Source organism: Aquiflexum gelatinilyticum (assembly GCF_024813435.1).
Lineage (GTDB): Bacteria > Bacteroidota > Bacteroidia > Cytophagales > Cyclobacteriaceae > Cognataquiflexum > Cognataquiflexum gelatinilyticum.
Map to the genome: position 1 here is coordinate 744600 of NZ_JANAEZ010000001.1, position 25066 is coordinate 769665.

Genomic DNA, 25066 nt, shown 5'->3' on the forward strand with positions numbered 1-25066 from the left:
AGGATAAAAAAAAACCTATCTCAATCGAATAATTTCAGACTTCAAATCCAGGATCATCTGGGAAATATCATCCAAGCTTACCGGCTTGGCTTTGTCTTTTGGATTGGGGAAGTCTGTACTGATAAATGCCTTCGCTTCCCATATTTCAACAACATCTTCGGCTTTGACTTCATAAGGCTTGTAATGTTCATTGTCCGAAACCAAAAATAATTTGCCATTTTCTTCGAGGTAATTGAACACCCTTTTGTAAACCACCCCCTCGGAAGAAGTGACAAGAACGTATGTTTTGCCGCTTTTGATATCTCTCAATTGCTCGATATAAGAACCGATAATCACCGTGCCGGCGACCAAGGGAAGCATGCTGTCTCCGCTGAGTTCAAACGCCCGGTAAGTCGCACTTCTCGAGAGGGTCGGAATATGAAACTGCGGCAAAGATTCCATGTACTCAGGATCCGCAAAACCATTCAGATATCCCGCTGATGCCTTTTGTCCCACCATAGTGATGTTCTCGCGGTCGCTTTCATCGGCAGCAATTGTCAGGATTTTGATTTCTTTGTTTTTTGATGCCTTTCTTCCAAACTGTTGGATATCGTGGTGGAGCAATTCATCTATACTAACCGCAAACAGTTCCGAAATGATATCCAAGGCTGAAAGCTTTGGTTCGGATCTTCCGTCTTCATATGCTGAAATCATGGTGCGCTGCACACCAAGCTTTTCGGCGAGGTCAGTTTGGGTCAATCCCTTTTCTGTCCTGAGAAATCTAAGATTCTTGGCGAGTATCATATGAATTCTTTTAAGCTGAATACAAATAAAAATTGTTATCCTCTTTTTGTTGGTGCATTACCGAGAATGGATTCAAACCCGATGTTGCCATCCTTCTCCTCTCTAACCGCTCTTGGATTTCGGCGATGATCTCCCCTACCGGCTTGGGTTCGTTGACCAAAAGGTAACCGTATTGAGGCTTCCTCTCATCTTCGATAAAAAACTTCACCTGACAATTTCCCGAAGGAAGTTCTTTTTGAGTTACACTGATTTTGTCGATAGCTTCCATGTCCATAGCGATTTAACAGGAGCTAATATAAAAATGTTATTTTAAATAACATATACATGTTCATAAAAATAACCTTTATTCGACATATACTGTCGGAGTAATTGGAAGATTGGGATTGGAAAAATTGTAGAAATGATGGTTAGGTTTTATTAGAGAATACTTTCCTTACCATTCGATAACCCAAATAAAGGATTACAATAAGAATCCCTAACCTAAAATACATTCCTAAATCAGGCCCTTCAATAAACTTGTCTTTTACTATTGAATCGAAACCATTTTCGCTTATTTCCAAAGTATCCAAATCCTCTTTTTGGAAAGTAGTATCATGAGCCTGAAGTTCTGGTTTAATGGAATCAATGGATTCAAAAGAGTATATTTTGACAGGACAAATAATTAAAATTAACGAAAAAATAATTGTTAAAAGAATGGTTGATTTGAGATAATCTGTGTTTTGTAACATAAAATGATTTAATCAACTAAAACAATCTAAATAAATTAAAATTCCTATTATTTCAAATTCCCATCACAAATTCTCTGAAATTGTCTCTATGGATGACTTTAGTCTCTGCCTGATAGGTTTCTATAAATGAGGCAGGAAAATTCACTTTTTGTTTGGGATTCCATTTAAATTCGAATCCAAGCACTTTTCCATCAAATGTTTCGACAAAATCTATTTCCTGTTGAAATTTGGTTCTCCAGAAAAATATATCCCTGTTCATTTTATGGTATTCCAACAATTTTACCCGTTCACTTATCAGAAAATTTTCCCATAGTGCACCGATATCATTTCTCAGTGAAACAGGTTGGAAATTATTTATCAAAGCATTTCTAACTCCGTTGTCATAGAAATATATCTTTTTATTTGTTTTTATTTCATTGTGTAGGTTCCTGCTGAAGGTTCCTAATCTGAAAATCACAAAAGCCTGCTCCAATAATTCTATATAACTGATAACAGTCTTGACATCAATTTTCAAAAGATTACTTAACTCATTGAATGAAACTTCATTTCCAACTTGGTAGGCCAAGGCTTGTAGCAATCTATGAATGGCATCAGGTTTCTTGATAAGCCCCAAGGAAAAAATGTCTTTATATAAATAGCTCTCTGAAAGTTCCAAAAGCAACTCCTTTTGGTCAGGCACGTTTGTGAGGATCTCTGGATACATACCAAATACCAATCTTTCCTCAATACTCTGCTCAGCCCTCACATAGCCTACTTGTTTTTCCCATTCTTCCCAACTGATCGGATATAAAAAAAATGTCCATTTTCTTCCGGTTAAAGGTTCTTGGGTTAATCCTGAAAGCTCAAAAGAAGAGGACCCGCTGACCAATAACTGTACATCCTTAAACCTGTCATGGATTATTTTAAGGGTAATTCCAATGTCTTTGATTCTTTGCGCCTCATCTATAAAAACCAAGGAATAATTTCCCAAAATACTCTTCAATTGTTCAGTGTTAGGAGAATTAAGAAGTTCCCGAACGGTCGGGTCATCCCCATCCAAAAACAAAAAGCTCTCGGATTTCAATAATTCATTGACCAAGGTGGTTTTTCCAACCTGTCTTGGACCAATGACAATTATGACTTTCCCTTTATGAAGCTTTTCTCCAATCCAATGTTTTTGTAACCTTTCAATATCCATTATTCCCGGGATTTTATATAGTGGCCAATCATGCTATTCCAAATATAGCTACTTTTATGGAATACGGTCCACAAAAGTAGCTACTTTTATGGATTACGATCCACAGAAGTAGCTACTTTCATGGATTACGGATCTTTTGAAACAAAAAAGCCTCTGCTTCCAGAGGCCATTTTTCAATTTTTCAATCTTTCAATTTTCCATTCCTACCGAAACCTTCCCTTCAAAAGCGCCAACTTTGCAGCCAAATCACCATCTACTTCCACTTCTTTCTTTTTCTTTTCTTCAGGTTTTTCTTTTGGGCTGAAAGTTCCCTTAGCAGCAAATGGATCCGATTTCATACTCAAGGCAATCCGCTTTCTGGAAATGTCTACCTCCATGACTGTGACCTGTACTTTTTGATTGACAGAGACTACCGTTGCAGGGTCAGTTACAAACTTATCCGCCAAATGACTCAAATGCACCAAACCATCCTGATGAACCCCTATATCGACAAAAGCACCAAATTTGGTGATGTTGGTAATGATACCCGGAAGTTTCATACCTACTTTCAAGTCCTTCATTTCATTGACACCATCCTGAAAATTGAATACCTCAAAACTTTCCCTTGGATCTCTTCCTGGTTTGGAAAGTTCAGCCATGATATCCTGCAAGGTCGGCAAACCAACTGTCTCAGAAACGTAATTTTTCAAAATGATTTTTGACCTGAGTTCCACTGAGGTCATCAAATCAGCCACTTTGGCACCGATGTCTTTTGCCATTTTCTCGACCATCTCATAGCGCTCAGGGTGAACAGCGGAAGCATCTAATGGATTTTTGGCATTTCGGATTCTCAGGAATCCTGCCGCCTGTTCAAATGCCTTTTCGCCCAACCTAGGAACTTTACGGATTTCACTTCTGGTTTTAAAGGGACCGTTTTCCTCTCGGTAACTTACAATGTTCTGTGCCAAAACCGGACCTAGACCCGAGACATAAGTCAGCAATTGCTTGGATGCGGTATTGACCTCCACTCCAACGCCATTCACACAACTCATCACAGTATCGTCCAATGAATTCTTCAACGCTCCCTGATCTACATCATGTTGGTATTGGCCGACACCGATTGACTTTGGATCGATTTTCACCAGTTCTGCCAAGGGATCCATCAACCTGCGTCCGATAGAAACTGCTCCGCGGATGGTAAGATCGTGGTCCGGAAATTCTTCCCTTGCCACATCGGAAGCGGAATAAATAGAAGCACCGCTTTCATTGACCATGGTAACTATGACATTTTTTGGCAAACCCAATGATTTGACAAAAGCTTCAGTCTCGCGGCTTGCGGTACCGTTTCCAATGGCGATGGCTTCCACATGGTGTTTTTCTACCAAATGTCTGATGGTTGCGCCGGCTTCAGCAGTCCTCTTTTGTGGTTCATTGGGATATATAGCATCATAACTCAACAACTGTCCCTGCGGACCCAAACAGACGGTTTTACAGCCTGTTCTGAATCCGGGATCAAGTGCCAAAACGGATTTTTCTCCCAAAGGTGCTGCCAATAGCAATTGTCTTAAGTTGTCCGCAAAAACCTTGATAGCCTCCTCATCGGCTTTCTTTTTGGTAAAAAGCCTTACTTCTGTTTCCATCGACGGCTTCAATAATCTTTTGTAGCAATCCTTGATGGCAAATTTCACTTGCTCGACCGAGGAGTTTGCGGCATTTTGAAGAATCTCTTTTTCCATCAATGCTATGGCTGAGATTTCATCAGGACAGGTATCCAACATCAGGAAAAGCTCTTTTTCTCCCCTTCTCATTGCCAAAACCCTATGGGAAGGCGCAGATTTGACAGGCTCAGTCCAATCGAAATAATCCTTGTATTTGATTGCTTCCTCTTCTTTGCCGGGAATTACTTTGGAAACAAACTGTCCTTCCTTGATAAAAAGGTCACGCATCTTTTTCCTCAGCTCTACATTTTCATTTACCCATTCGGCAATGATATCTCTCGCTCCCTGAAGTGCTTCTTCTGTAGAATTTACTTCTTTTTCTGTATCAATATATAAGGCTGCTTCTGACTCAAGGTCAAATGGAATTTGCTCAAAAATCTTGGATGCCAATGGTTCCAATCCTTTTTCCCTGGCGATTGTGGCTTTCGTTCTTCTTTTTGGTTTGTAAGGCAGATACAAATCCTCCAAAAGCGACATGGTTTCTGCTGCAAGAATTTTTTTCTCCAGTTCGGGAGTGAGTTTTCCCTGCTCCTGTATTGATTTTAGGATTGCCTCCTTGCGTTTTTCCAAGTCCCTTAATTGTTGAATTCTATCGCGGATAGCAGCCACTTGAACCTCGTCGAGGCTTCCGGTAACTTCTTTTCTATACCTGGAAATAAAAGGAATTGTGGCTCCTTCATCCAATAATTCTATTGTGTCGGTGACTTGTTTGACTTTGATTCCGAGTTCCTCGGCAACTTGAACAAAATGATTTGAAAGCATTACTGTTTCGAAAATGAAGATAAGCCTGCAAAGTAGCAAGCTTTAAAAAATACTCCTATGAATGATTCATAAAATACGGCCTTCCTTCTTCTAAGTTTTTGATACTTTGGGAGAATGTTTTTTTTTCTTGGACAATAAAAAAACCTGCTTGTTACCAAGCAGGTTTTTCAGAGATGTACCTCATTTATTCTTTCTGTAATCTTAAAATAATACCTCCTGTAAATCCAAACTGAACTATCGGCGAAAATGTAGAAACACCTACTGCTGTCCCTCCTCCCGGGCTCCACCACAAACTACCCCCTGCAGCCAATACCGGCATCATTAAGTTTGCCTGCAACCTGATTCCAACCCTTTCTGAAGCGAAATATTTCATACCTCCTTGAAGTCCTATTGAAAACTTGGTGATGTTTCGGTATTCCCCGTCAGGGAATGCTAATGTACCTGTTCCCATTTTCATGCCCGCAAAAAATGTCATGGCATCTGAAGTCGGAAACAACCTGTTTGCTCCAATCATTGCATAGTGAACTTGAGTCCTTACATCAACCCTGTCATTTAACAAAGGTGAGGAGGCTGTTGCCCTAGTAGCCATGTAGTTATAGGAAACTTCGATTTCCATAAATTCATTAAGTGAAAATCCAAGATTACCTCCCCAATTTTGGCCATCACCTAACCTAGCAGTCCCTGAACTGATGCGGTAAGATGCAGGAAAAGTATAACCGGTAATTGGCGTGATCTCGACACCTTGTGCCCGGACCTCCATGATAGAGATTACTATTAGAAAGGATAAAATCAATAATTTTTTCATAGCAGAAGTCAGATTTTAATTGCTGTATAAACAAAGATTAGAATTTTTTTTCATTCCCAAATGCATAAAATATCAAATTTAGTTATACTGTCAATCTTTGGCAATTATCACATTACAGGAAGTGCTGATTTATGAAGGATCAATCTTATTTTTCCGTCATCTCCCTTTTTGAAAACAAAGGTCTTGTCAACAAAAATTTCATTTCCGTCTTTGTCTTTGAAGTAAACAGATCCCATAGCAATACCGATATTGCCCAAAATCATCACCTCTTCTGCACCTCTTTCATCATTGTCATACCTGACTTCAACCCAAGGCTTCAAAGCAAATCCATTGTCATTTGGGTATTCCGGATCACCTCCTACAAAGTAAGCCAAAGCTCCTTTTTTTGTTTTTCTGAATACTTGATCTCCTGTAGTCAAAGTAGGTTTGAAAAATACCCTTCCTTCGTCGTAATCATAAGCATCTGTCAAAACCTGTTCTGCAAAAGCCTTGTAATCTCCACCTGTAGAATGCAACCTGCCAATTTCTACCAATGCATCACACCAAGCCTGCTGCGCTGCGTTTATTTCTGCAACTGTCAAGGTGGGCTCAGCTACTTCATTAACTGTAACTTCCAATTTGGTTTCCGGCTGAGGGTTACAGGAGCTAAACAAAGTCATTGCTCCTAAAGCTGTGGCAATCATCAATTTGTTTTTCATTTTTTTAATAGTTAAATTAATTGATAAACATTTAAAAATTCTTTGGTAAGGAAATAAGATTGGTTCGGTTGAAAAAATTGGAAAATCTATCTAAAAACATTTTTGGGGAAACAATATGATTTGATTGTTCCAAATTTGAAATTTTGATTTTCACGCCAATTGATCCCAAGAACAACTCTTATTGGCTATTTAAGAATTAGATAAAAATATATATTATTTTCAACTTAGCAACTATCAAATAAATATTAAAATACTGCTACTGGCTTACCCGGAAAATAGATCATCTACCTTTGTACCGCAAGTCACTAAGTATTTCAATTGTCATTGCATAAATTTGCAATGAATATTTAATTGAATTCTCAATTAGTAGTATCTCAAAAATTCACTTTGTTATGTTCAATAAGAAGATTTTATGGCTCGTTTTAGGGTTTTTATTGGTGGGAATCAGTTTTTTCTACTTTACCGAAAGAGGAAAATCGATCAAAAGGAGAGTCAGGTTGGAACTTGTGGGAATGAACTTAATCGGTCCAAAAAATGAACCGCAAAAGGATAAAGAAACTGAATTTGACTACTCAGGAACATTTTTGGACATGAATGGTAACAGAGTGAGTTTAGATCAGTTTAAAGGAAAAACTTTGTTCATCAATATATGGGCTTCTTGGTGTGGTCCATGCCGCATAGAAATGCCATATATTCATAGTCTTTATGATAAACTGAAAGACAACCAAGAAATTGCTTTTTTGATGGTAGCTACTGACAATGACTTTGGAAAAAGCAAAACTTTCATCCAAGACAAAGGGTACACTTTCCCTGTTTACCACGCCGATGAGGGTTTGAATTCCTCACTTTATACCAAAGCAATCCCTACGACTGTGGTGGTAAGCCCTGAGGGAAAAGTCATTTATTACCTCAACGGAACCAATAATTTTGATACCGACCATTTTAGAAATTTTCTTATTTCTTCGGCCCAATAATTGAATAATTAATACCTTCAACCAGATTTCAAACCGGATTAATTTACCTTGCTGGAAATCAACAATTCAAAAGACCCAAATTAAACAGGCCATTAAATAAAAAAGACCCATCATCCCTAAAAACTTTGTGTTCATAATCACAAACTTTCCTTTCTGTAGATTTTATTTTTGCAGAGTCGGATAAAAAGAAAAACCAAAAATGGATTGGAAAAAGGAATTGAAAAGTTGGGGATTGATACTTTCAGTGTTTGCATTCCTTTATTTTACAGGGTTGATTACACCGATAATGGGAGGACTGCAGTCGCTTCTTTTGGCCACAGGAATCAAAAAACCAAAAATCACTTTGGTCAATAAGGAAAACCAGACTTTTGACTATGCTGGAAGGTTTGTCGATATGGAAGGGAATCCCGTCATACTGGAAGATTACCGGGGAAAAACCGTTTTTATCAACCTGTGGGCCACTTGGTGTCCACCCTGTAGGGCAGAAATGCCACATATTGAAGACATGTATGCCAAAGTCAAAGACACCAAAAACCTAGAGTTTCTGATGATTGCTCTTGACAAAGAATTGGAAAAAAGCAAGTCATTCATTGATAACAAAGGTTTTACTTTCCCTGTCGTCCATGCGAGCTATGGCATCAATAATTCTCTTCAAAGCGAATCAATCCCTACCACTTTGGTGGTCAACCCAAAAGGAGAAATCATTTTTTATCAGGAAGGAATGAGCAATTTCGATACGGAAGAATTTAGAAATTTCCTTACCGGTCAAAATTAATCCTTTGGCTTGTAAACACTTAAAAAGTCAAAACCAAAAGCAAAAAACTAAACAATCAATTTATTCGTAAACGGGGTATTGTTCACTAAAACTTATCTTCTATGAAGAAATTGTCTATTTTATTCCTATTCCTTTGCACATTCCTCACCCAAGTCTCTGCACAGGAATCCAAAGAAAAAACCGTTTTTGACTATTCAGAAACCAAACATGAATTTTCCTTAGATATTGCTCCGATTATCCAAGGGAATTACCCCAGTAGCCTTCTCTATAGAAATCATTATGTAAGTGAGAATGGCAAAAATGTGGCTTTAAGGTTGGGTGCTATCATTAATGCTGATTTCAGTTCAACAACTGGAACTGGAAGCCTAAATGATTTGAACAGAAACAATCAAGGGATCAATCTCTATGTTGGAAAAGAATGGCAAAAAACATTTCATCCAAGAATTATAGGCTATTACGGAGTGGATTTTGGGGCTGGATTTGGACGGAATGAAATCAGGAATACATACCAAGGCAACAATACGATCAATAGCACTTCCTTCAATTTGAACTCGACAGGTTTTCTTGGTATGCGATATCATTTTTCAAAACACTTCTCATTATCAGCTGAGACCTCGGTTGCTTTGAATTTTAATACTGGAACAAACAGAATCGAAAGGCCCAACTTTCCTACCATCAATGAAAACTTCAATAGTGTTGGCTTGTCTATGTCCCCACTAAGAGCTATCCGATTTGCTTTCCATTTTTGATATTGATACTTATCAATCTCGTTTTCTTAATTATCAAGAGACCTCCTGTGGATCAGGTTTGAATTCAGAATCCAATACCCAAATCACAGGAGGTCTTTGACTTTTTTGCCCTTAACTAATTCGAGATAGGCCAATACCTCACCTTTTCAAAAGTTTGAACCCTATTTCTCTTCCCTGTCCCTGCATCATGGCGAGGTTGATCCAAAAAAATGCAAACTGCTCCATCAGTCCAAATTTATCATTGCCTCCGATATCGTAGCAAGCTGCAAATCCGGCGTCTTTTGCCAATTGAATAGCCATGGTTTTTCCTTTTATGCTGTCACCTGCTGTAAACAAATCCAAAGTCATGTCACCATAACGGGGATCGGTCATGTTGTTGAATCCTGTCGTATTGAAACTTTTTACCACATCTTTAGTCGCCGTATGTGCAAGGATGGCATCCGCAGTATTGGAAAACCCCTGTGGGCCTCTTCCCATCACCACATTCATTGTATCAATGATCACCTTTCCTTCTGTATCTCCGAGTGATTGCGCGACTTCCACCGCTGCTGTTGCCGGTACGGCAACCAAAATGACCTTAGCTGCTGAGACAGCTTCTTTGATGCTATGCAAGGAAGTATTTGGATTGGAAAGCAGTTCTTTCCCTTTAAAATTTGATGTATCCTTGACTCCCAAATAAATCCTGTGGCCTGATTTCGCCCATTTGGTAGCTAAAGTGCCGCCTACGTTTCCTGTTCCTATGATGGCTATATTCATGGTGTTATATTATTTTACTTCAATTAATTTAGACATAAATCCTCAATTTCTAGAAAAGGTATCCATTTTTAGGAACAAGCTTTTCAGGCAATTTTTTCTCCTCCAGCATTTCCAACAAATCCCTTTCAATGGTATTGCACAAAGCGCTCATGGGAATATCGGTAATCTGATTTTCAAATGGGTTTTCGTTGGCAGCACCTGTTTTTTCCATAATGATAAATACCCCTGAAATAATCACAGAAAGCGGGATCACTAACCAGGAAAGATTTGGAGTATTTGTGAAAAAACCCATTACTCCAAATGGCAATAAAGCTGAAAATACCAAAACAAACATCCTTGTGAAAAAATCATATTGCCGCGGAAGAGGGGTGTTTTTGATTCTTTCACAGCCTCCCTGATAGTTGGCCAATGCGAGTAATTGTCCTTCCATCTGAAAACTGTCAAATCCGCCCAAAATGCCATTTGCCATCCCTCCGTAGATTTTTCTCCCAATCTGCAATTGAAGGAAATTAGGCTTGTTCTGGACAGAAATCAATTGCTGGAAATAAGCCTCATCCATAAAGGTTTCCAATTGCTCCCAATCGTGTTGGTTGCGGAGATGAAGCCTCAGAGAATGTACCCATGCGATGGATAATTTGACCAATTCTTTTTTGAAGTCCTCACTCCTTTGTTTTTCATAATTGGGCTGATGGGAATGGCTGTCTGTAAATGTGATTACCAATCTCGCCAAAACCCTGCTGGAGTTGACAATTCCTCCCCAGATGGTGCGGGCTTCCCACCATCTGGCATAGGAGGAATTATTTCTGAATGCTATAAAAATCGCCAAAGCTGACCCTAATATTCCAATCGGGGCAAAGTTCAGGGTGAGAAATTTCCAATCGAAAACGAAAAAGAACATCCAAACTGCAAATGACCAAAATAAGACAAAATACATCGGGGATTTGATGTATTGCCATATTTTGAAAGGGCTGAAATTCTTCTTTACTATCATTTTCTATAATTTTTTTATTTGGTAGCTTAATCCAAAGCTGAAAATTGAATCTCTTTGAAGGACTTTTTCAGCCACCACATTTTCAAATGTCATGAGGTAATTGGCATTCAGATTAAAACCTTTCCATACAGGAAAGTCTAGACCGATATTGGCCTGATACCTGAAATTCTTACTTCTTAGCAAATGTGGTTGCCAAAAAGCATCATAAAACACCGTCAGCTTCTTTTCGAAAACCCGGTGGATTCCCCTCAAATAAATCGACTGACGCCAAAGCCGGATATTATCCTTCCCGTCAAATTCCGGGAAATTGAAAACTTGGCTGTCAAAAACAGTCGATTCATAAATGGTATTGGTCGACAACTTGACCGAATGCAATCCAGTCAGAATCATTTGCCAGGTAACACCTATTCCGGCAAAATACCTGTGGTCGATCCTTCTTCGAAAATTGGTGGAGACATAACCGATGGCATAGGGATAAAATCTGTTTTGGGGTTTGAAATAAAGATAGTTTCTGCTGAAAAAATCCCGGTCGACTTTTTTCTCAAAAAACTCCTGGTAAAGCAGGCTGTTTTGGGTTTTGAAAATGAAGTCAGGATTGATCCGAAAAAGAAAATCCATTCTCCCCCTAACCATTGCCATATTTACATTTCCTTTTTGTCTGTTGCCGTTCAAAACAAGCCTTACCTGGTTTTTTGCAGAGTCGCTTTCATCCAATTGGGCTTGGGATATATTGACAAAACACCAAAACAGAATCAGAAACAAAAACCATGGCCTCATAATTATGGTTTACCATCAAGCATTCCCACAACCAATTCCGCTGCCGCAGCGCCGGAGTTTTGTTGCTGACCTGTCACCAAATTCCCGTCTTGTATCGCATAAGAGGAAAATGGAGAAGCAACTTTGAAAATAGTCCCGGAAATCTTTCTTGCTTCTTCTTCAATCCTGTATGGCTGGATTTTCATACCCACAGCCTGATCTGCATATTCTTCCTCTGCATCAGCAAATCCTGTCCAGGTTTTGCCTTTGACCAAAAGCTCTCCATTGGATTTTTTTAAATCCAAAAGCAAGGCTGTAGAATGGCAAACTGCTGCAGAAGGTTTCCCAGATTCGTAAAAAACAAGGAAGAGTTGCTCAAGTTCAGGATTGGCTCTAAAAGTATACATAGGGCCTTGACCTCCAACCAAAAAAATAGCTGCATAGTCTTCGGGGTTGACTTCCGTAAGTTTTTTGGTTTCAGACAACATTTCATTAAACCAATCTTTTTGCATGTAGCCCAATGAAATCACATCATGTGCTGAATAACCGCTCGGATCAGTTGGATTGGAATAGCCATCCATCTCAAGAGGACCTCCTGCCGTGGAAACCAATTCTACATCATAACCAGCTTCCTGAAAAACGTGGAGGGGATGGGTCAATTCTGCAGCCCAAAAACCAATAGGCCAACCTGTCTGCTTAGAAACAGAAGGGCTGCTTGCTACCAACAGGATTCTACCTTTAGTTGGCATACCGTGACTGTGCACATAATGCTGTAATTCTTTTACCTGTGACATAAGATTATTATTTGTATGGATTTTGATTTTAATAATTATGTCTCAAATTTGATTTTATATAGTCTTTAAATCAATATACTTACCAATAAGAACCATACACACTTTTTGGAAAGTAATGGGAAATTTCAACGTATACGAACATGCCTGATTTTCTGTTTAACAAAAAACTCTATTACAATCCTGTGGAATTTGCTATGGACAGGATAGGTGGAACTTGGAAAATGCCGATTTTATGGAGACTGAAAGAAAAAACAATGCGGTATGGAGAACTTAAAAAAGACATTCCACACATAACCCACAAAATGCTGACGAGTCAACTTAGGGAATTAGAAGAAGAAGGTTTTATCTTTAGAAAAGTCTACGCCGTAATTCCACCAAAAGTAGAATATTCCATCACCGAAAGGGGACTGAAAGCCATACCGGTAATTGAAGTAATTAGAAACTATGGTTTGGAACTGATGGAGGAGATGCAGATCGACCAGTAAAAAAAAGCCCTTCCGAGTATATCTCAGAAGAGCTGTTTTAGAATATTTTATTGATTTTCAATTGTTCCCTGAAGCTTTTGCTTCAGCTTTGGCTTTTCTTTTGAAACCTTTTCTAAAAGGCCAGGTATATTCCAAAGCTTCCAAACCTCTATTCAGATTCATAGTTGAGCTATCCACATTGACCATGGTGCTTTTAAGGTTATCCGCAAAGGCAGGATCGTTCAAAAGCAGACCCAATGTATTGTCTTTACTTTCGAGCTTTTCTGACACTTTATTAAGATTTTCTGTCAGCACTTTGGCATTTTCGGCGGTAGCCTGAAGCTCAGTCACTGTAGTCTTCATATTGGCAAAAGTTTCCCTGTCATTGGTAATATCATAAAGCAAGGTTCCTTTTTGATTTAATCCGGAAGTAAATTTCCCAATATCTCCCATCATTTTATTGCTTTTGGCTGAAGCGGCCTCAAGGTTGGAAAGTGTATTTTTGAAATTCTCAGCAATGACACTGTCCGTCATGACAGCCCCTACAATACCTTTCCCCTCAGCGATTTTGGTAGTCAATACTTTTAGGTTTTCTGTGATAGTAACAAGATTTTTATTGTTTTCCTGTAAAGTTTCCATCATTTTGTCTGTATCCAGAGGCATTTCTGCTGTGAGTCTGTCCCCATCTTCTACAGCGGGTGCATTGGTAGTCCCTCCATAGATGACGATGATTTTATTACCGATAAGACCATCAGAACCGATGGTAGCTTTGGAATCTTTGCGGATGTAGTCTTTTACCTTTTCCTCCACACTCATCACAATTTCCACCTGGGATTCCCCATAAAAATTGATCTTCCTGACTGTTCCGATTTTGACACCCGAAAACCAGACATTGTTACCAGTCTGCAATCCGCCGATGTCATCAAAAACCGCATTCAATTTGATACTTCTAACAAATTTCTTCTGTTGCCCTCCCATGGTAAGGACCCCTGCTATAAAGATGATGATCCCGATCAGGACAAACACACCAACGATCACAGATTTTTTATTGTCATTTCTCATTACCTGATAAAATTATAGTCGTAAAATGATTTCACTTGTTTGTCGGTGGCTTCTTCAAAAACTTCCTCAAAAGTTCCGACTGCTTTAAAATGCCCTTTGATCAATACAGCCATCCTGTCTCCTGTTTGTTTGGCGCAGGTAAGGTCGTGTGTGATTACAATAGAGGAAGTCTTATATCTTTCCCTCACTTCATTGATGAGGTTGTTGATTTCTATACATGTCACAGGATCCAAACCTGCCGTAGGCTCATCGTAAAGCATGATTTCAGGATTCAGTATCAGTGTCCTTGCAATGCCGATTCTTTTTTTCTGACCTCCGGAAAGTTCCGACGGCATCTGATTGATTGTATTGGGCAAGGCAACAGCATCAAGCAATTCTTCCACCTTGAAGTCAATTTCCTTCCTGGTCAGGTTTTTGACATTTCGTACCAATGGAAACTCAAGATTTTCCCTTACGGTCATACTGTCGTACAAAGCAGACGCCTGAAAAGAAAACCCTATTCTCAACCTGAGTTTGTTGAGTTCTTTCAAATTGAGCTTAAGGGTATCAATGCCGAATATTTTGATACTTCCTTCATCTTGCCTGAGCAAACCCACCATCAATTTGATCAGAACTGATTTACCACTTCCTGATTTGCCCAAAACGACAAGGTTTTCTCCTTTATATAAATCCAGATCCACATTTCTGAGCACATGGTTTTCTCCAAAAGATTTGACCAAGCCCCTGATCTCAACAACTTTTTCTCTTTCACTAAGCATATCGGATCGCATTTACAATTTGCATGATCAAAAGTTCTTCCACAAAAATCAAAAACATCGACATGACAACTGCCGCATTAGCCGCCTGTCCTACCCCCTCAGTACCCCTGGATGAATTATATCCTTTGTAGCAACCAACAATACCAATTGTAAACCCGAAAACCACGGACTTAATCACCGAAGAGAAAATATCCAAAAAGGAAACGGCCTCGAATACCTGTACAAAGAAAGTTGACAAGCTGACCAACTCATTGGCATTGACACTTGCAAAAGATCCCATCAATGCCACAAAATCCGTGTACATGACCAATACAGGTATCATGAATGTCGCTGCCAAAGTTCTTGTAATCACCAGGAATTTAAAGGGATTGATAGCGGAGACTTCCATGGCATCGATCTGTTCGGTCACGTTCATGGAACCGATTTCGGCCCCGATACTTGAACCTACTTTACCTGAGGCAATCAAAGCTGTCACCAATGGACCCAATGCCCTGACCACAGCAATGGAAATCAAAGAAGGCAACCAAGATGTAGCCCCGAATTCCGCAAGCGATGGCCTTGATTGGTTGGTAAATACAATGCCAATGATAAATCCGGTAAGAGAAATTAGAGGTAGGGACCTGTAGCCGATTTCATAGCACTGTCTCAACACTTCCTTAAACTCATACGGTGGAAACCATACCTCCTTAAAAAACCTTTTGACGAATGCAAAAGCCTTTGACAAGCCATTAAAAAACTCATCCAGATTTTTGGTAATTACAGGTTTGTCTACCTTTTTGATTTTTGACATAAACAGTTAAAATTCATTTGACTAATCTAAACAAATCCAATCGGATCTTAAGATTAAATTCCCAATATTTCGGTTAATACCTCATTGCTCAAGGGCTTGACCAAGAAACCTGAAACCTGTGGATAAACTTGGCTTTTCACCACATCCATTGGATCCATCGAGGAGGTTAGCATTTTTACCTTGGTGGTCTTGTTCATCTTGTTGAGCTCGTCGAGAAAATCCCAACCTTGCATTTCGGGCATATTTACATCCAAAATCAAAAGGTCTGTGTCATTGTCCTTGAGCCAGCCCAAAGCTTCATAAGGATTTTCAAAAAATAGGAGGTCGATTTCAGGGTTGATTCTTAAAATATTTTTGCGGTTGATCATATGCTGGATCTTGTCATCATCCACAAAAATCAATTTGCTAATTGGCTTCGTCATTTGGTAAAAAGATTAATCTAAACAAGAATTAACCATTACAAATCCGATTTCCAAACTACGCGAGTCATTGAAATTTTGACAGTGTCAGGAAACGGATTGGGTTATGCACAAATATAACAACATAATCTACTCGTCATGGAAAGATTTTGATAAATTGAATTTTTAGATTAATCTAATTTTTTTAGGGTATACAAATTTAGATAAATCTAAATTTGTTTTATTACATTTAAAATGAGATACTTACATTATTTTATGTAATCTTATTATTTCAATTTTGCTATCCCCACTAACGCCCATATTTTAGTGCTTTCGAATTATTTTTTATATGAAGCGAAATTCTGAATTCACTCAGATGAAAAGAAATAAATCCATTTTCCTTAATTTATTTTTCTTAGATTGCTCTTTAAATCAACCCCATTATTATGGAAGAAAGCCCAAAACCTACCAGTCGAAGGAACAGGATTTTTTCGCTTCTGATTTTTTTTAAAGACAGGTTTGACCTCCATGAAGGCAAGGAGGATGAACTGGAAACCATCGACTATATTGGTAAAAATGTAGAGTTCAAAGGTGCCAATCTCTGGATTTTGATCTTTGCAATTCTTGTAGCTTCTGTAGGTTTGAATGTCAACTCCACTGCTGTCATCATCGGCGCCATGCTCATCTCCCCATTGATGGGACCGATCATGGGTGTTGGTCTTGCGGCAGGAATCAACGACTTTGAACTGCTCAAAAAATCACTGAAAAATCTTGGAATAGCTATTGCCATAAGTATCATCACCTCCACCATTTACTTTTCATTTACCCCTTTGAATGATGCTCAATCTGAACTTCTTGCCAGGACTGAACCTTCGATTTGGGATGTATTGATTGCTTTGTTTGGTGGCTTGGCCGGCATCGTCGCAGGTTCAAGAAAAGAAAAAAGTAATGCCATTCCCGGAGTGGCCATAGCAACGGCCCTTATGCCCCCACTCTGCACTGCCGGTTATGGCTTGGCAACCGGTAATGTCTATTACTTCTTTGGGGCATTTTACCTCTTTTTTATCAATTCTGTTTTTATCAGTCTTTCTACTTATTTGATTGTAAGGTTTATGAAATTCCCCAAAAAGGAATTCATTGATGCCAAAAGAGAAAAAACAGTTCGAACCTATATTTCAATCTTCACATTGCTGACAATTATTCCAAGCATCTACCTTGCCTACAATATTGTCACAAGGACCATTTGGCAAAAATCCGCCACTCAATTTGTTAAAACTGAATTTGACCTATCTGGGACACAGGTGATTGCCAGCGATTATTTCTACAATTCAGACAGCAGCTTGATTGAGGTTTCATTGATCGGTGAAAGAATCGAAGAGGAAAAAATCGCCGAGATCGAAAAAAAGCTACATAACTTCAAACTTGACAGAACTTTCCTCAAAGTAAGACAAAGTGGAGATAAAGGAATGGACATCAATATCCTTCGTTCTAACATCCTCAAGGATTTGTACGAAAGAAACGAAGCCTTGATTAAAGATAAGGATATGCGAATCGCTTTGTTGGAAAGAGAATTGAATGAATATAGCTTTAGCAACAGGCAGGTGACGGACATCGCTAAAGAAGCAAAAGTACATTATACAAACCTTGACCATTTTACCATCAACAGGTCAATCATAGCCAACCTCAAAGACAATAGGCAGGACACCTTGCTTTTGGCAGTTGCCAAATTCAATAAAGCCCCTTCGACTCAAGAAAAAAACCTGTTTCTGATTTGGCTTAAATTAAGAACTAAAGCAGATACCATTTCACTCATCATCCAATAAAAAAATACAGCTATGAAAAAATACTGCTTCTTTCTATTCATTCTCTTTTTTTCTGTGCTTTATACAGAACTGAAGGCCCAAACTGGAAATTATGATGCCCAACTAGCCGAAAAACTCAAGGCAGATGATCTCGGAATGAAAAAATATGTCATGGCATTCCTTTATTCCGGAGATCGAGTATCCGAATATTCCAAAGAAGAAAGGGCTGAAATCCAAAAAGGACATATGGCAAATATTACCAAATTGGCAGATATGGGCAAACTTATTTTGGCTGGTCCATTTTTCGGGACCGACGCCATGCGGGGTATTTTTATATTTGATGTCACTTCCATCGAGGAAGCAGAATCGCTCACCAATACCGACCCTGCCATCAAGGCCGGAGTATTGAAAATGGAATTGAAAGAATGGTATGGATCGGCGGCTTTGGTTATAATTCCTGAAATCCACCAAAAAATCCAGAAGACAGGATTTGATTAACCTTTTGAAATCCCATACTTCTGTTTAGTTTTAAACAGCAAACCCAACAACCTATTTATGCAAAGTAAAAACTACGTATTGTTCTTATCCATCACTGCAGCATTGGGTGGATTTTTATTCGGATTTGATACTGCGGTGATTTCAGGAGCTGAGCGCGATATCCAAAAACTTTGGAACCTTGACGATTGGAGCCATGGAATGGCTGTTGCTGTCGCGCTGTATGGGACAGTTTTCGGAGCTTTGTTTGGTGGAATCCCGGCTGATAAGTTTGGCCGTAAAAATTCCCTGATTTGGATCGGTGTCTTTTATTTTGTTTCAGCGGTAGGTTCGGCATTGGCAAACGATGTCAACACATTTATGTTTTACCGTTTTCTTGGTGGTTTGGGAGTAGGTGCATCTTCTGTTGTTGCCCCTATGTACATATCAGAAATCGCCCCTGCTAAGAGAAGAGGACAATTGGTTGCTTTGTACCAATTCAATATTGTCTTCGGAATCCTGATGGCTTATTTTTCCAATTACCTGATCGGTACCGCCAATCTCAATGAAGCGTGGAGATGGATGCTTGGAGTGGAAGCCATACCTGCTTTGATTTATAGCGTGCTGATTTTGAAAGTACCCAAAAGCCCAAGGTGGCTGATCGCCAAAAAGCAGGATTATGAAGCTGCTAGAGAAATTCTCACGAGGACGGACCCTGAAGGTGTAGATGAAGCCATGGAACTCGCTATCGCCAAAAGTAAAGAAATCAGAGGAAAAATCTCCGTCTCTGCCCTTTTCAATTCAAAGTTTAGGAAAATCTCATTTTTCGCTTTCCTGATGGCTTTTTTCAATCAGATGTCAGGAATCAATGCGATCATATATTTTGCCCCACGGGTATTTGAATCAGCAGGGATTTCTACTGAAGATGCATTATTTTCCACAATCGGGATTGGCGTTATCAATCTTGTGGCAACAATGCTTGGGCTTTATCTTATTGACCGGATAGGAAGAAAAATGTTGATGTACATCGGTTCAGTGGGCTATATCATCTCACTTTCATTGATGGCATACAGCTATTTCGGTGGGTTCATTCCCCCACAGCTCCTCCCCTACTTCGTTTTTGGCTTTATTGCCTCGCATGCCATAGGCCAAGGATCAGTGATTTGGGTGTTTATTGCGGAGATTTTCCCCAACGAACTCAGGGCATTTGGTCAGTCATTGGGGTCATTTACCCATTGGATCTTGGCTGCTGTCGTTGCTAATGTTTTCCCGTATTTTGCCAACACCTACGGAGCAGGAAATATCTTCGCCTTTTTTGCCTTGATGATGGTATTACAATTGCTGTGGGTTTTCTTTAGAATGCCTGAAACCAAAGGAAAATCATTGGAAGAAATTCAAAAAGAACTACAAAAAAGCCATGTCTAAAAAAGTCATATGTTTTGGGGAAATGCTTTGGGATTGCTTTCCTGACCACGATATCCCAGGTGGCGCACCTATGAATGTCGCCCTTCATCTCAATCAGCTTGGACTTGATGTACAGATGATCTCCCGATTGGGAAAAGATGATTATGGAACAAAGTACCTTGATTTCATCAATTCGTATGATTTCCCCACAACATTGGTCCAAGAAGATTTGGAGCACAAGACAGGGACAGTGACGGTCCATAATGAAGACCCGGAAAATATCAAATACACCATCGTTTCCCCGGTTGCTTGGGATTTCATCAGTTTGACTGACGATAACAAAAACGCCGTAAAAGATGCCGATGCATTTATATTTGGATCTTTGGCTGTCCGAAATACCGTGAGTTGGGAAACTTTGTACCAACTTCTGCATTTGCCAACTTTGAAAATTTTTGACATCAACCTCAGAGCACCGTTTTTTGATTTTGAGAAAATCGAACTCATACTTGGATTTACGGATATCCTGAAAATCAATGAGGATGAATTGGAGATTGTCTCTGACTATTTTAGCGTACCTTCTGATGTCGAAAGTTGCTGTAAGCTTTTGACAACCTACTTCCCGATCAAGATGGTATGCGTGACCCTAGGGTCTAAAGGGGCAATGATCTACCAAAACGGAGAAATCATCAAACATCCAGGCTACAAGGTCAAAGTAGAAGATACTGTCGGTTCGGGAGATGCTTTCCTTGCGGGATTTGTCAAAACCTATCTGCAGGGTAAATCGCCCAAGGAGATACTCGATTTTGCCTGTGCCATGGGGGCTTTTGTGGCTACCAAAAAAGGTGGAACTCCGAGGTATGAGGAGAGTGAGGTTTGGAGGGTGGTAAGAAATCAGTGATCACTGAATCAAAACCCCTTCCTGATTGTCTCCCCAATTTCTGCCAATTCCTCTTTGCTTAGCTTAAGTTTAGGCCTTGTGAAATTGATATCATCCATCGTTCGTAGCGGGACAAGATGGATATGAACATGTGGCACTTCCAACCCGATCACTGCGACGCCCACCCTGGTACATTTGATGGTTTTGTCTATGGCTTGGGCTACTTTCTTTGCAAAAATATGTAATCCGGAAAGCGTCTCATCATCGAGATCAAAAATATAATCCACCTCTAGCTTTGGGACGACTAGCACATGTCCTTTGACCAAGGGCATAATATCCAAAAATGCAATATAATTTTCATCTTCAGCGATGATTTCTGCAGGGATTTCCCTGTTGATGATTTTGGTAAAGATGGTTGCCATGGGATAAAAATAAAAAATCCCGAAGGAGAATCCATCGGGAGTTGGTTTTTTTAATAGGAAATATCCAGGATTTCAAATTGCAATACACCCGCCGGCGCCTTGATTTCGGCTATTTCTCCGACAGCTTTTCCATTCAATCCTTTTCCGAAAGGCGAAGCCAAAGAAATCTTACCCGCTTTGAGGTCTGCCTCTTCTTCTGATACCAATGTATAAGAAACGGTCATGCCGTTTTTGATATTCTTGATTTTTACAGTACTGAGAATCCCAACTTTGGAAGCATCCATTTTGGAATTATCCATGACACGGGCATTGCCGACAACAGCCTCCAATTTAGCAATCTTCAGCTCAAGCAATCCCTGCGCATCTTTGGCGGCATCATATTCTGCATTTTCGCTCAAATCCCCTTTGTCCCTTGCTTCAGCGATCTGCTTGGCAATATCTGTCCTGCCTTTTGTTTTCAATTCCTGAAGCTCATCTTTTAGCCTTTTCAAGCCTTCTTCAGTGTAATACTGTATCTGTCCCATGGTATTCTAAATTTTACTATGCCTATGAAAAATAAAAGAACGGTCTCATTGCTGAAACCGTTGCTTCTAATCTAATTTCTTATGTGATGATACAAATGTAATTAAATCAGTCAGAGAAAGCAATCCATAAGCAAAAAGAAAACTTTTTGGATTTTATAAATGAAAACTTCTATTTCAATGATTGTCTTATCTTCTCCACCAGCACCTCATTGATTTTGACATAGGACTGATGTGTCCATCCTGCAATATGGGGACTGAAAATCACATTGTCCCGGGCAGCCAGTTTTGAAAATTCCGCTTTTTGGTCAACAGTAAAGGTGTTGAATTTCTCGTTTTCCAATACATCGAGTACTGCACCTTTCAAAATCCCAAGATCCAAGGCTTGGTTCAAGGTCTCAAAGGAAATGATTTCTCCCCTCGCTGTATTTATCAGATAAATGGGTTTTCTGAACTTCTTGAGGACTTCCAAAGTCAAAAAAATCCTTGTTTCGGGTGTCAATGGCACATGTAAACTGACTATATCTGATTCCTGAAGGAGTAACTGAAAATCAGCTTCTTCCACGAATTCATTTCCAAAACCGGTTTTGTATTTGTCATAGGCCAAAATCCTGACATCGAATCCGGTCAGTTTTTTAGCCATTGCCGAACCCATATTGCCATAGCCAATGATGCCAACTGTTTTACCCTGAAGTTCCTCCCCACGGTTTTCCTCCCTTTTCCAGATTCCTTTTCTTACTTCCAGATCTGCTTTACCGATATGGTTAAATAAAGCCAATAGCATCCCGATGGCCTGTTCCCCGACGGCGTCTTTATTTCCCTCAGCTGCATGAAACAAGTGGATTCCTCTTTCTTTAAGATATTCCAAATCTATTTTGTCCAAACCTGCACCTGCCCTGCCGATAAATTGGAGTTTGACAGCCTTTTCCAACAATGGTCGATCCATCGGGGTTTTGGACCGAATGATCAATCCCTCATATTCATGGACAATTTCCATGATCTCCTCTCTTTTGATCACAGGCTTATAGTCCACCAAATACCCTTCTTTTTCCAACAATGGAATAATGCTCAGGTGCATTTCATCGATAATTAGGACTTTCATTTGAGGGAAAGGTTGTTGTAATTGTTGTATTGGTTTTAATTGTTGTCAGCTTCAAAAAGCATCTTTAAATAAAATATATCAAGGTTGAGGAAATAAAGGCTTGGTACTTGGTACATAATGCTTGGTTCATTTTTCTCAATTTCCATAATTCACTTGTCATCTATTTGAACCAAAAACTGCCCACTGAGACCGCCTACTGCTATTTCCCTTCTTTGAGTCGTGGATTCAATTTGACCGGTTTTTCGGTTCCTTTTTTCCTCATTCTCATATTGATAATTTCTACAGCCAAGGAGAAGAAAACAGCAAAATAGATATAGCCCTTAGGCACTTCTACATGGAAACCTTCTACGAGCAACATAAATCCAATCAAGATCAGAAAGGAAAGCGCCAAGATCTGTAACGTCGGGTGTTTGTTGATAAATCGGCTGATTTTCCCTGCAAATGCCATCATGATTCCAATAGAAATGGTCACTGCTATGATCATGATCAGCACTTCTTTGACCAATCCAATAGCTGTCAAAATACTGTCGAAGGAAAACACCAAGTCCAATAGGATGATTTGAAAAACCACTTTTGCAAAATTATTGGCTGAATTCGGTTTGACTTCCTCTGCTTTGCCTTCCATCTTATGGTGGATTTCGAGGGTAGATTTGAACAATAAAAACAATCCTCCACCTGCAAGAATCAAATCCCTGCCGCTCATGTCAAAACCCCGAACCGAAATAAGTGGTTGGGTAAATTGAATGATATAGGAAATCCCCAAAAGGAGTAAAATCCTAAAAACCAATGCAAATGCCAAACCCAAGGTCCTAGCTTTTCCCTGTTGGGATTCCGGAAGTTTGTTGGATACAATGGAGATAAAAATAATATTGTCAACCCCGAGGACTATTTCCAAAAAGGTCAAAGTCAATAATGCAATCCAGGTTTCGGTTTGAAGAAAGATTTCCATGTGTGGTTTAGTTTAGAATGAGCCAATAAGACGTGCGAAGTTATACAGAGTTGGGAATATTTGATTAAAGAAATTTATGAAAGTCATCATCGGGGATCCAAATGCAAAAGTTGAACCAAGCTTGAAATCTATCCAGAGATCTAGGATAAAAGGAATTCTGTAATTCAGTCAAGCCTTACAGGAAGCCTCGCATTTGTTTGGGCTAACCAGGTATTCAATTTCCCAATAAGTTCCTCCGCTATTATAGGATCGGAATTGATCAGGTTTTGGCTTTCCTTTGGATCTTTTTTCAGATCAAATAGCTCAGCTTCACTTCCATCAAAATAATGAATCAATTTAAAATCGCCCGACCTGACAATGGCATAAGGAACCACATCTGAACCTCTATAATGTGGAAAATGCCAAAATAAATCCCTTGGAATGGTATGTTCGGGGTTTTGAAAAACAGCAACCAAGCTCTTTCCGTCCAAAGTCCTTTTGGTGGTTTTCTCTCCCACATACTCCATGATTGTCGGTATCCAGTCGATTGAGATGATGGGAGTATTACTTACCTGACCCGGTGCGATTTTTCCAGGCCACCTTACAATCGTCGGAACTCGGATTCCACCTTCATAAGGATATCCTTTTTGTGAGCGTAAAGGGTAATTGTTGGTAATAGGTTGTGTTGGATTCCCGATCAATCCACCATTGTCAGAAGTGAAAATGACCATTGTTTTTCTTGTCAAACCCAATCTTTCCAGCTCTCCAATTACCTTACCTATGTTTTGGTCAAGACTTTCTACAAGGGCCGCATAGACAGGATTGCCCTGATTTCCTTTTTCCTTTTGCTTGTATTTTTCAATCAGTCCACCTTTACCCATAATCGGTGTATGGACAGCATAGGGTGCCCAATGGATAAAAAACTTTTTATCCCCTTGTTTTTGAATAAAAGCCACCACCTCATCGCCTTCTCTATCCATCAAGAACTCTCCTGTTTTTCTGGGTGGAAGATTTTTGAATTCATAATATTCCACCAGATTTTCGGGAAGGTAGGGATCAAAGTAACTCGGTGGCTGTCCCAAATCATTACCGCCGATATTGAAATGAAAGCCCTGATCTTCCGGATAATACCCTTCTTCTCCCAAATGCCATTTGCCCACATGAAGATTGGTATAGCCATATGGCAGCAGCCTCTCAGCCAATGTGATTTCCTCATGGACGAGAAAGCCCTGATTTTTTGGTGTCTTCCATTCTTTTCCCTCGTTTTCTTCATAGTCAGAGGGGAGGGCCATCCCGCTTCCACCTTGAAATTTTGCTCGGATCCAATCCGTGATACCTGTCCTTGCCGGATATTTTCCTGTCAGCAAAGCTGCCCTAGTTGGTGAACAGATTGCAGCAGCTGCGTAAGAATTCGTAAACAATATCCCCTCCGCAGCCAACTTGTCAATATTTGGCGTTTCATAAAAATCACTCCCTAATACACCAATATCGGTCCAACCCAAATCATCTACATGGATCAAAAGGATATTGAAATTTTCGTCCGCATCTTGGGCAAAGCTGAAATTCCCCATGGAAAACACAACCACAAGAACCATTTGAAATCCCATTAATTTCAAAGG

General features: G+C 39.6%; 28 protein-coding genes. 8 read left to right on the forward strand and 20 right to left on the reverse strand.

Features of this window, described 5'->3' with window-relative positions; all coding sequences use genetic code 11:
• Positions 1–15: 15 nt before the first annotated feature.
• The 7 genes from NK987_RS03130 to NK987_RS03160 all read right to left on the reverse strand — a co-directional run bounded on the left by NK987_RS03130 (position 16) and on the right by NK987_RS03160 (position 6650).
• Complete coding sequence (locus NK987_RS03130) at positions 16–783, reverse strand: XRE family transcriptional regulator (protein ID WP_259262672.1); 768 nt, start codon at positions 781–783, stop codon at positions 16–18.
• 10 nt (positions 784–793) lie between these two features.
• Positions 794–1051, reverse strand: a complete 258-nt coding sequence (locus tag NK987_RS03135; RefSeq protein WP_113924905.1) for a hypothetical protein — start codon at positions 1049–1051, stop codon at positions 794–796.
• Between the two features lie 139 nt (positions 1052–1190).
• Positions 1191–1511: a hypothetical protein gene (locus NK987_RS03140; RefSeq protein ID WP_258421837.1), complete on the reverse strand. Its 321-nt coding sequence runs from the start codon at positions 1509–1511 to the stop codon at positions 1191–1193.
• A 52-nt stretch (positions 1512–1563) separates the two neighbouring features.
• Positions 1564–2688 (reverse strand): ATP-binding protein, encoded by a 1125-nt coding sequence (locus tag NK987_RS03145; RefSeq protein WP_259262673.1) that lies wholly within the window; start codon positions 2686–2688, stop codon positions 1564–1566.
• A gap of 203 nt (positions 2689–2891) precedes the next feature.
• Complete coding sequence (locus NK987_RS03150) at positions 2892–5147, reverse strand: Tex family protein (protein WP_259262674.1); 2256 nt, start codon at positions 5145–5147, stop codon at positions 2892–2894.
• Between the two features lie 184 nt (positions 5148–5331).
• Complete coding sequence (locus tag NK987_RS03155; protein WP_258421834.1) at positions 5332–5952, reverse strand: outer membrane beta-barrel protein; 621 nt, start codon at positions 5950–5952, stop codon at positions 5332–5334.
• Positions 5953–6059: 107 nt separating this feature from the next.
• Positions 6060–6650 carry a hypothetical protein gene (locus tag NK987_RS03160; protein ID WP_259262675.1) on the reverse strand — a complete coding sequence of 197 codons (591 nt, stop codon included), beginning with the start codon at positions 6648–6650 and terminating at the stop codon, positions 6060–6062.
• Between the two features lie 392 nt (positions 6651–7042).
• Between NK987_RS03160 and NK987_RS03165 the strand changes: the two genes are divergently transcribed.
• From NK987_RS03165 to NK987_RS03175, 3 genes are all read left to right on the forward strand, one after another.
• Entirely contained in the window at positions 7043–7624 is a 582-nt protein-coding gene (locus tag NK987_RS03165) for a TlpA family protein disulfide reductase (RefSeq protein WP_258421832.1), read from the forward strand.
• Between the two features lie 199 nt (positions 7625–7823).
• Positions 7824–8399: a TlpA family protein disulfide reductase gene (locus NK987_RS03170; RefSeq protein WP_258421831.1), complete on the forward strand. Its 576-nt coding sequence runs from the start codon at positions 7824–7826 to the stop codon at positions 8397–8399.
• A gap of 101 nt (positions 8400–8500) precedes the next feature.
• Positions 8501–9148, forward strand: coding sequence for a hypothetical protein (locus NK987_RS03175; RefSeq protein WP_259262676.1), 648 nt, complete (start codon positions 8501–8503; stop codon positions 9146–9148).
• 138 nt (positions 9149–9286) lie between these two features.
• Here the strand turns inward: NK987_RS03175 and NK987_RS03180 are convergent, their stop codons facing one another.
• From NK987_RS03180 to NK987_RS03195, 4 genes are read right to left on the reverse strand one after another with little or no spacing between them, the layout of a single operon-like run.
• Positions 9287–9904 carry an NADPH-dependent F420 reductase gene (locus NK987_RS03180; protein ID WP_259262677.1) on the reverse strand — a complete coding sequence of 206 codons (618 nt, stop codon included), beginning with the start codon at positions 9902–9904 and terminating at the stop codon, positions 9287–9289.
• Between the two features lie 49 nt (positions 9905–9953).
• Entirely contained in the window at positions 9954–10895 is a 942-nt protein-coding gene (locus NK987_RS03185) for a bestrophin family protein (RefSeq protein ID WP_259262678.1), read from the reverse strand.
• A 3-nt stretch (positions 10896–10898) separates the two neighbouring features.
• A complete protein-coding gene (locus NK987_RS03190) occupies positions 10899–11672 on the reverse strand; it encodes a DUF481 domain-containing protein (protein ID WP_259262679.1) in 774 nt (257 codons plus the stop codon).
• A gap of 2 nt (positions 11673–11674) precedes the next feature.
• Entirely contained in the window at positions 11675–12445 is a 771-nt protein-coding gene (locus NK987_RS03195; protein ID WP_259262680.1) for a type 1 glutamine amidotransferase domain-containing protein, read from the reverse strand.
• Positions 12446–12585: 140 nt separating this feature from the next.
• On the opposite strand from NK987_RS03195, the gene NK987_RS03200 reads away from it, so the two are divergent.
• Entirely contained in the window at positions 12586–12930 is a 345-nt protein-coding gene (locus NK987_RS03200) for a winged helix-turn-helix transcriptional regulator (RefSeq protein WP_275982488.1), read from the forward strand.
• Positions 12931–12987: 57 nt separating this feature from the next.
• Here the strand turns inward: NK987_RS03200 and NK987_RS03205 are convergent, their stop codons facing one another.
• The 4 genes from NK987_RS03205 to NK987_RS03220 are packed head-to-tail and all read right to left on the reverse strand — an operon-like array spanning position 12988 to position 15941.
• Positions 12988–13971 carry an MlaD family protein gene (locus NK987_RS03205; protein WP_259262681.1) on the reverse strand — a complete coding sequence of 328 codons (984 nt, stop codon included), beginning with the start codon at positions 13969–13971 and terminating at the stop codon, positions 12988–12990.
• Positions 13971–14729: an ABC transporter ATP-binding protein gene (locus NK987_RS03210; RefSeq protein WP_258421822.1), complete on the reverse strand. Its 759-nt coding sequence runs from the start codon at positions 14727–14729 to the stop codon at positions 13971–13973. Before NK987_RS03210 ends, NK987_RS03205 begins: the two co-directional genes overlap by 1 nt.
• Entirely contained in the window at positions 14722–15519 is a 798-nt protein-coding gene (locus NK987_RS03215; RefSeq protein WP_258421821.1) for an MlaE family ABC transporter permease, read from the reverse strand. Before NK987_RS03215 ends, NK987_RS03210 begins: the two co-directional genes overlap by 8 nt.
• Positions 15520–15572: 53 nt before the next feature.
• Positions 15573–15941: a response regulator gene (locus NK987_RS03220; protein ID WP_258421820.1), complete on the reverse strand. Its 369-nt coding sequence runs from the start codon at positions 15939–15941 to the stop codon at positions 15573–15575.
• Between the two features lie 422 nt (positions 15942–16363).
• On the opposite strand from NK987_RS03220, the gene NK987_RS03225 reads away from it, so the two are divergent.
• Genes NK987_RS03225 through NK987_RS03240 form a run of 4 tightly spaced genes read left to right on the forward strand, consistent with a single transcriptional unit; the run spans position 16364 to position 20495 of the window.
• A complete protein-coding gene (locus NK987_RS03225; protein ID WP_258421819.1) occupies positions 16364–17740 on the forward strand; it encodes a TIGR00341 family protein in 1377 nt (458 codons plus the stop codon).
• A gap of 12 nt (positions 17741–17752) precedes the next feature.
• Positions 17753–18217 carry a YciI family protein gene (locus tag NK987_RS03230; RefSeq protein WP_258421818.1) on the forward strand — a complete coding sequence of 155 codons (465 nt, stop codon included), beginning with the start codon at positions 17753–17755 and terminating at the stop codon, positions 18215–18217.
• Positions 18218–18274: 57 nt separating this feature from the next.
• Positions 18275–19618 carry a sugar porter family MFS transporter gene (locus NK987_RS03235; protein ID WP_259262682.1) on the forward strand — a complete coding sequence of 448 codons (1344 nt, stop codon included), beginning with the start codon at positions 18275–18277 and terminating at the stop codon, positions 19616–19618.
• Positions 19611–20495: a carbohydrate kinase family protein gene (locus tag NK987_RS03240; RefSeq protein WP_259262683.1), complete on the forward strand. Its 885-nt coding sequence runs from the start codon at positions 19611–19613 to the stop codon at positions 20493–20495. The genes NK987_RS03235 and NK987_RS03240 overlap by 8 nt, the downstream gene beginning before the upstream one ends.
• A gap of 8 nt (positions 20496–20503) precedes the next feature.
• Here the strand turns inward: NK987_RS03240 and NK987_RS03245 are convergent, their stop codons facing one another.
• From NK987_RS03245 to NK987_RS03265, 5 genes are all read right to left on the reverse strand, one after another.
• The gene (locus NK987_RS03245) at positions 20504–20896 is read right to left on the reverse strand and encodes an HIT family protein (protein WP_259262684.1); all 393 of its coding nucleotides are present in this window, start codon (positions 20894–20896) and stop codon (positions 20504–20506) included.
• A 50-nt stretch (positions 20897–20946) separates the two neighbouring features.
• Positions 20947–21420, reverse strand: a complete 474-nt coding sequence (gene greA / locus NK987_RS03250; protein ID WP_258421814.1) for a transcription elongation factor GreA — start codon at positions 21418–21420, stop codon at positions 20947–20949.
• A 169-nt stretch (positions 21421–21589) separates the two neighbouring features.
• The gene (locus NK987_RS03255) at positions 21590–22519 is read right to left on the reverse strand and encodes a 2-hydroxyacid dehydrogenase (protein WP_259262685.1); all 930 of its coding nucleotides are present in this window, start codon (positions 22517–22519) and stop codon (positions 21590–21592) included.
• A gap of 199 nt (positions 22520–22718) precedes the next feature.
• Complete coding sequence (locus NK987_RS03260; protein WP_259262686.1) at positions 22719–23468, reverse strand: TerC family protein; 750 nt, start codon at positions 23466–23468, stop codon at positions 22719–22721.
• Positions 23469–23632: 164 nt separating this feature from the next.
• Entirely contained in the window at positions 23633–25054 is a 1422-nt protein-coding gene (locus NK987_RS03265; RefSeq protein ID WP_259262687.1) for a sulfatase, read from the reverse strand.
• Between the last annotated feature and the right edge of the window lie 12 nt (positions 25055–25066).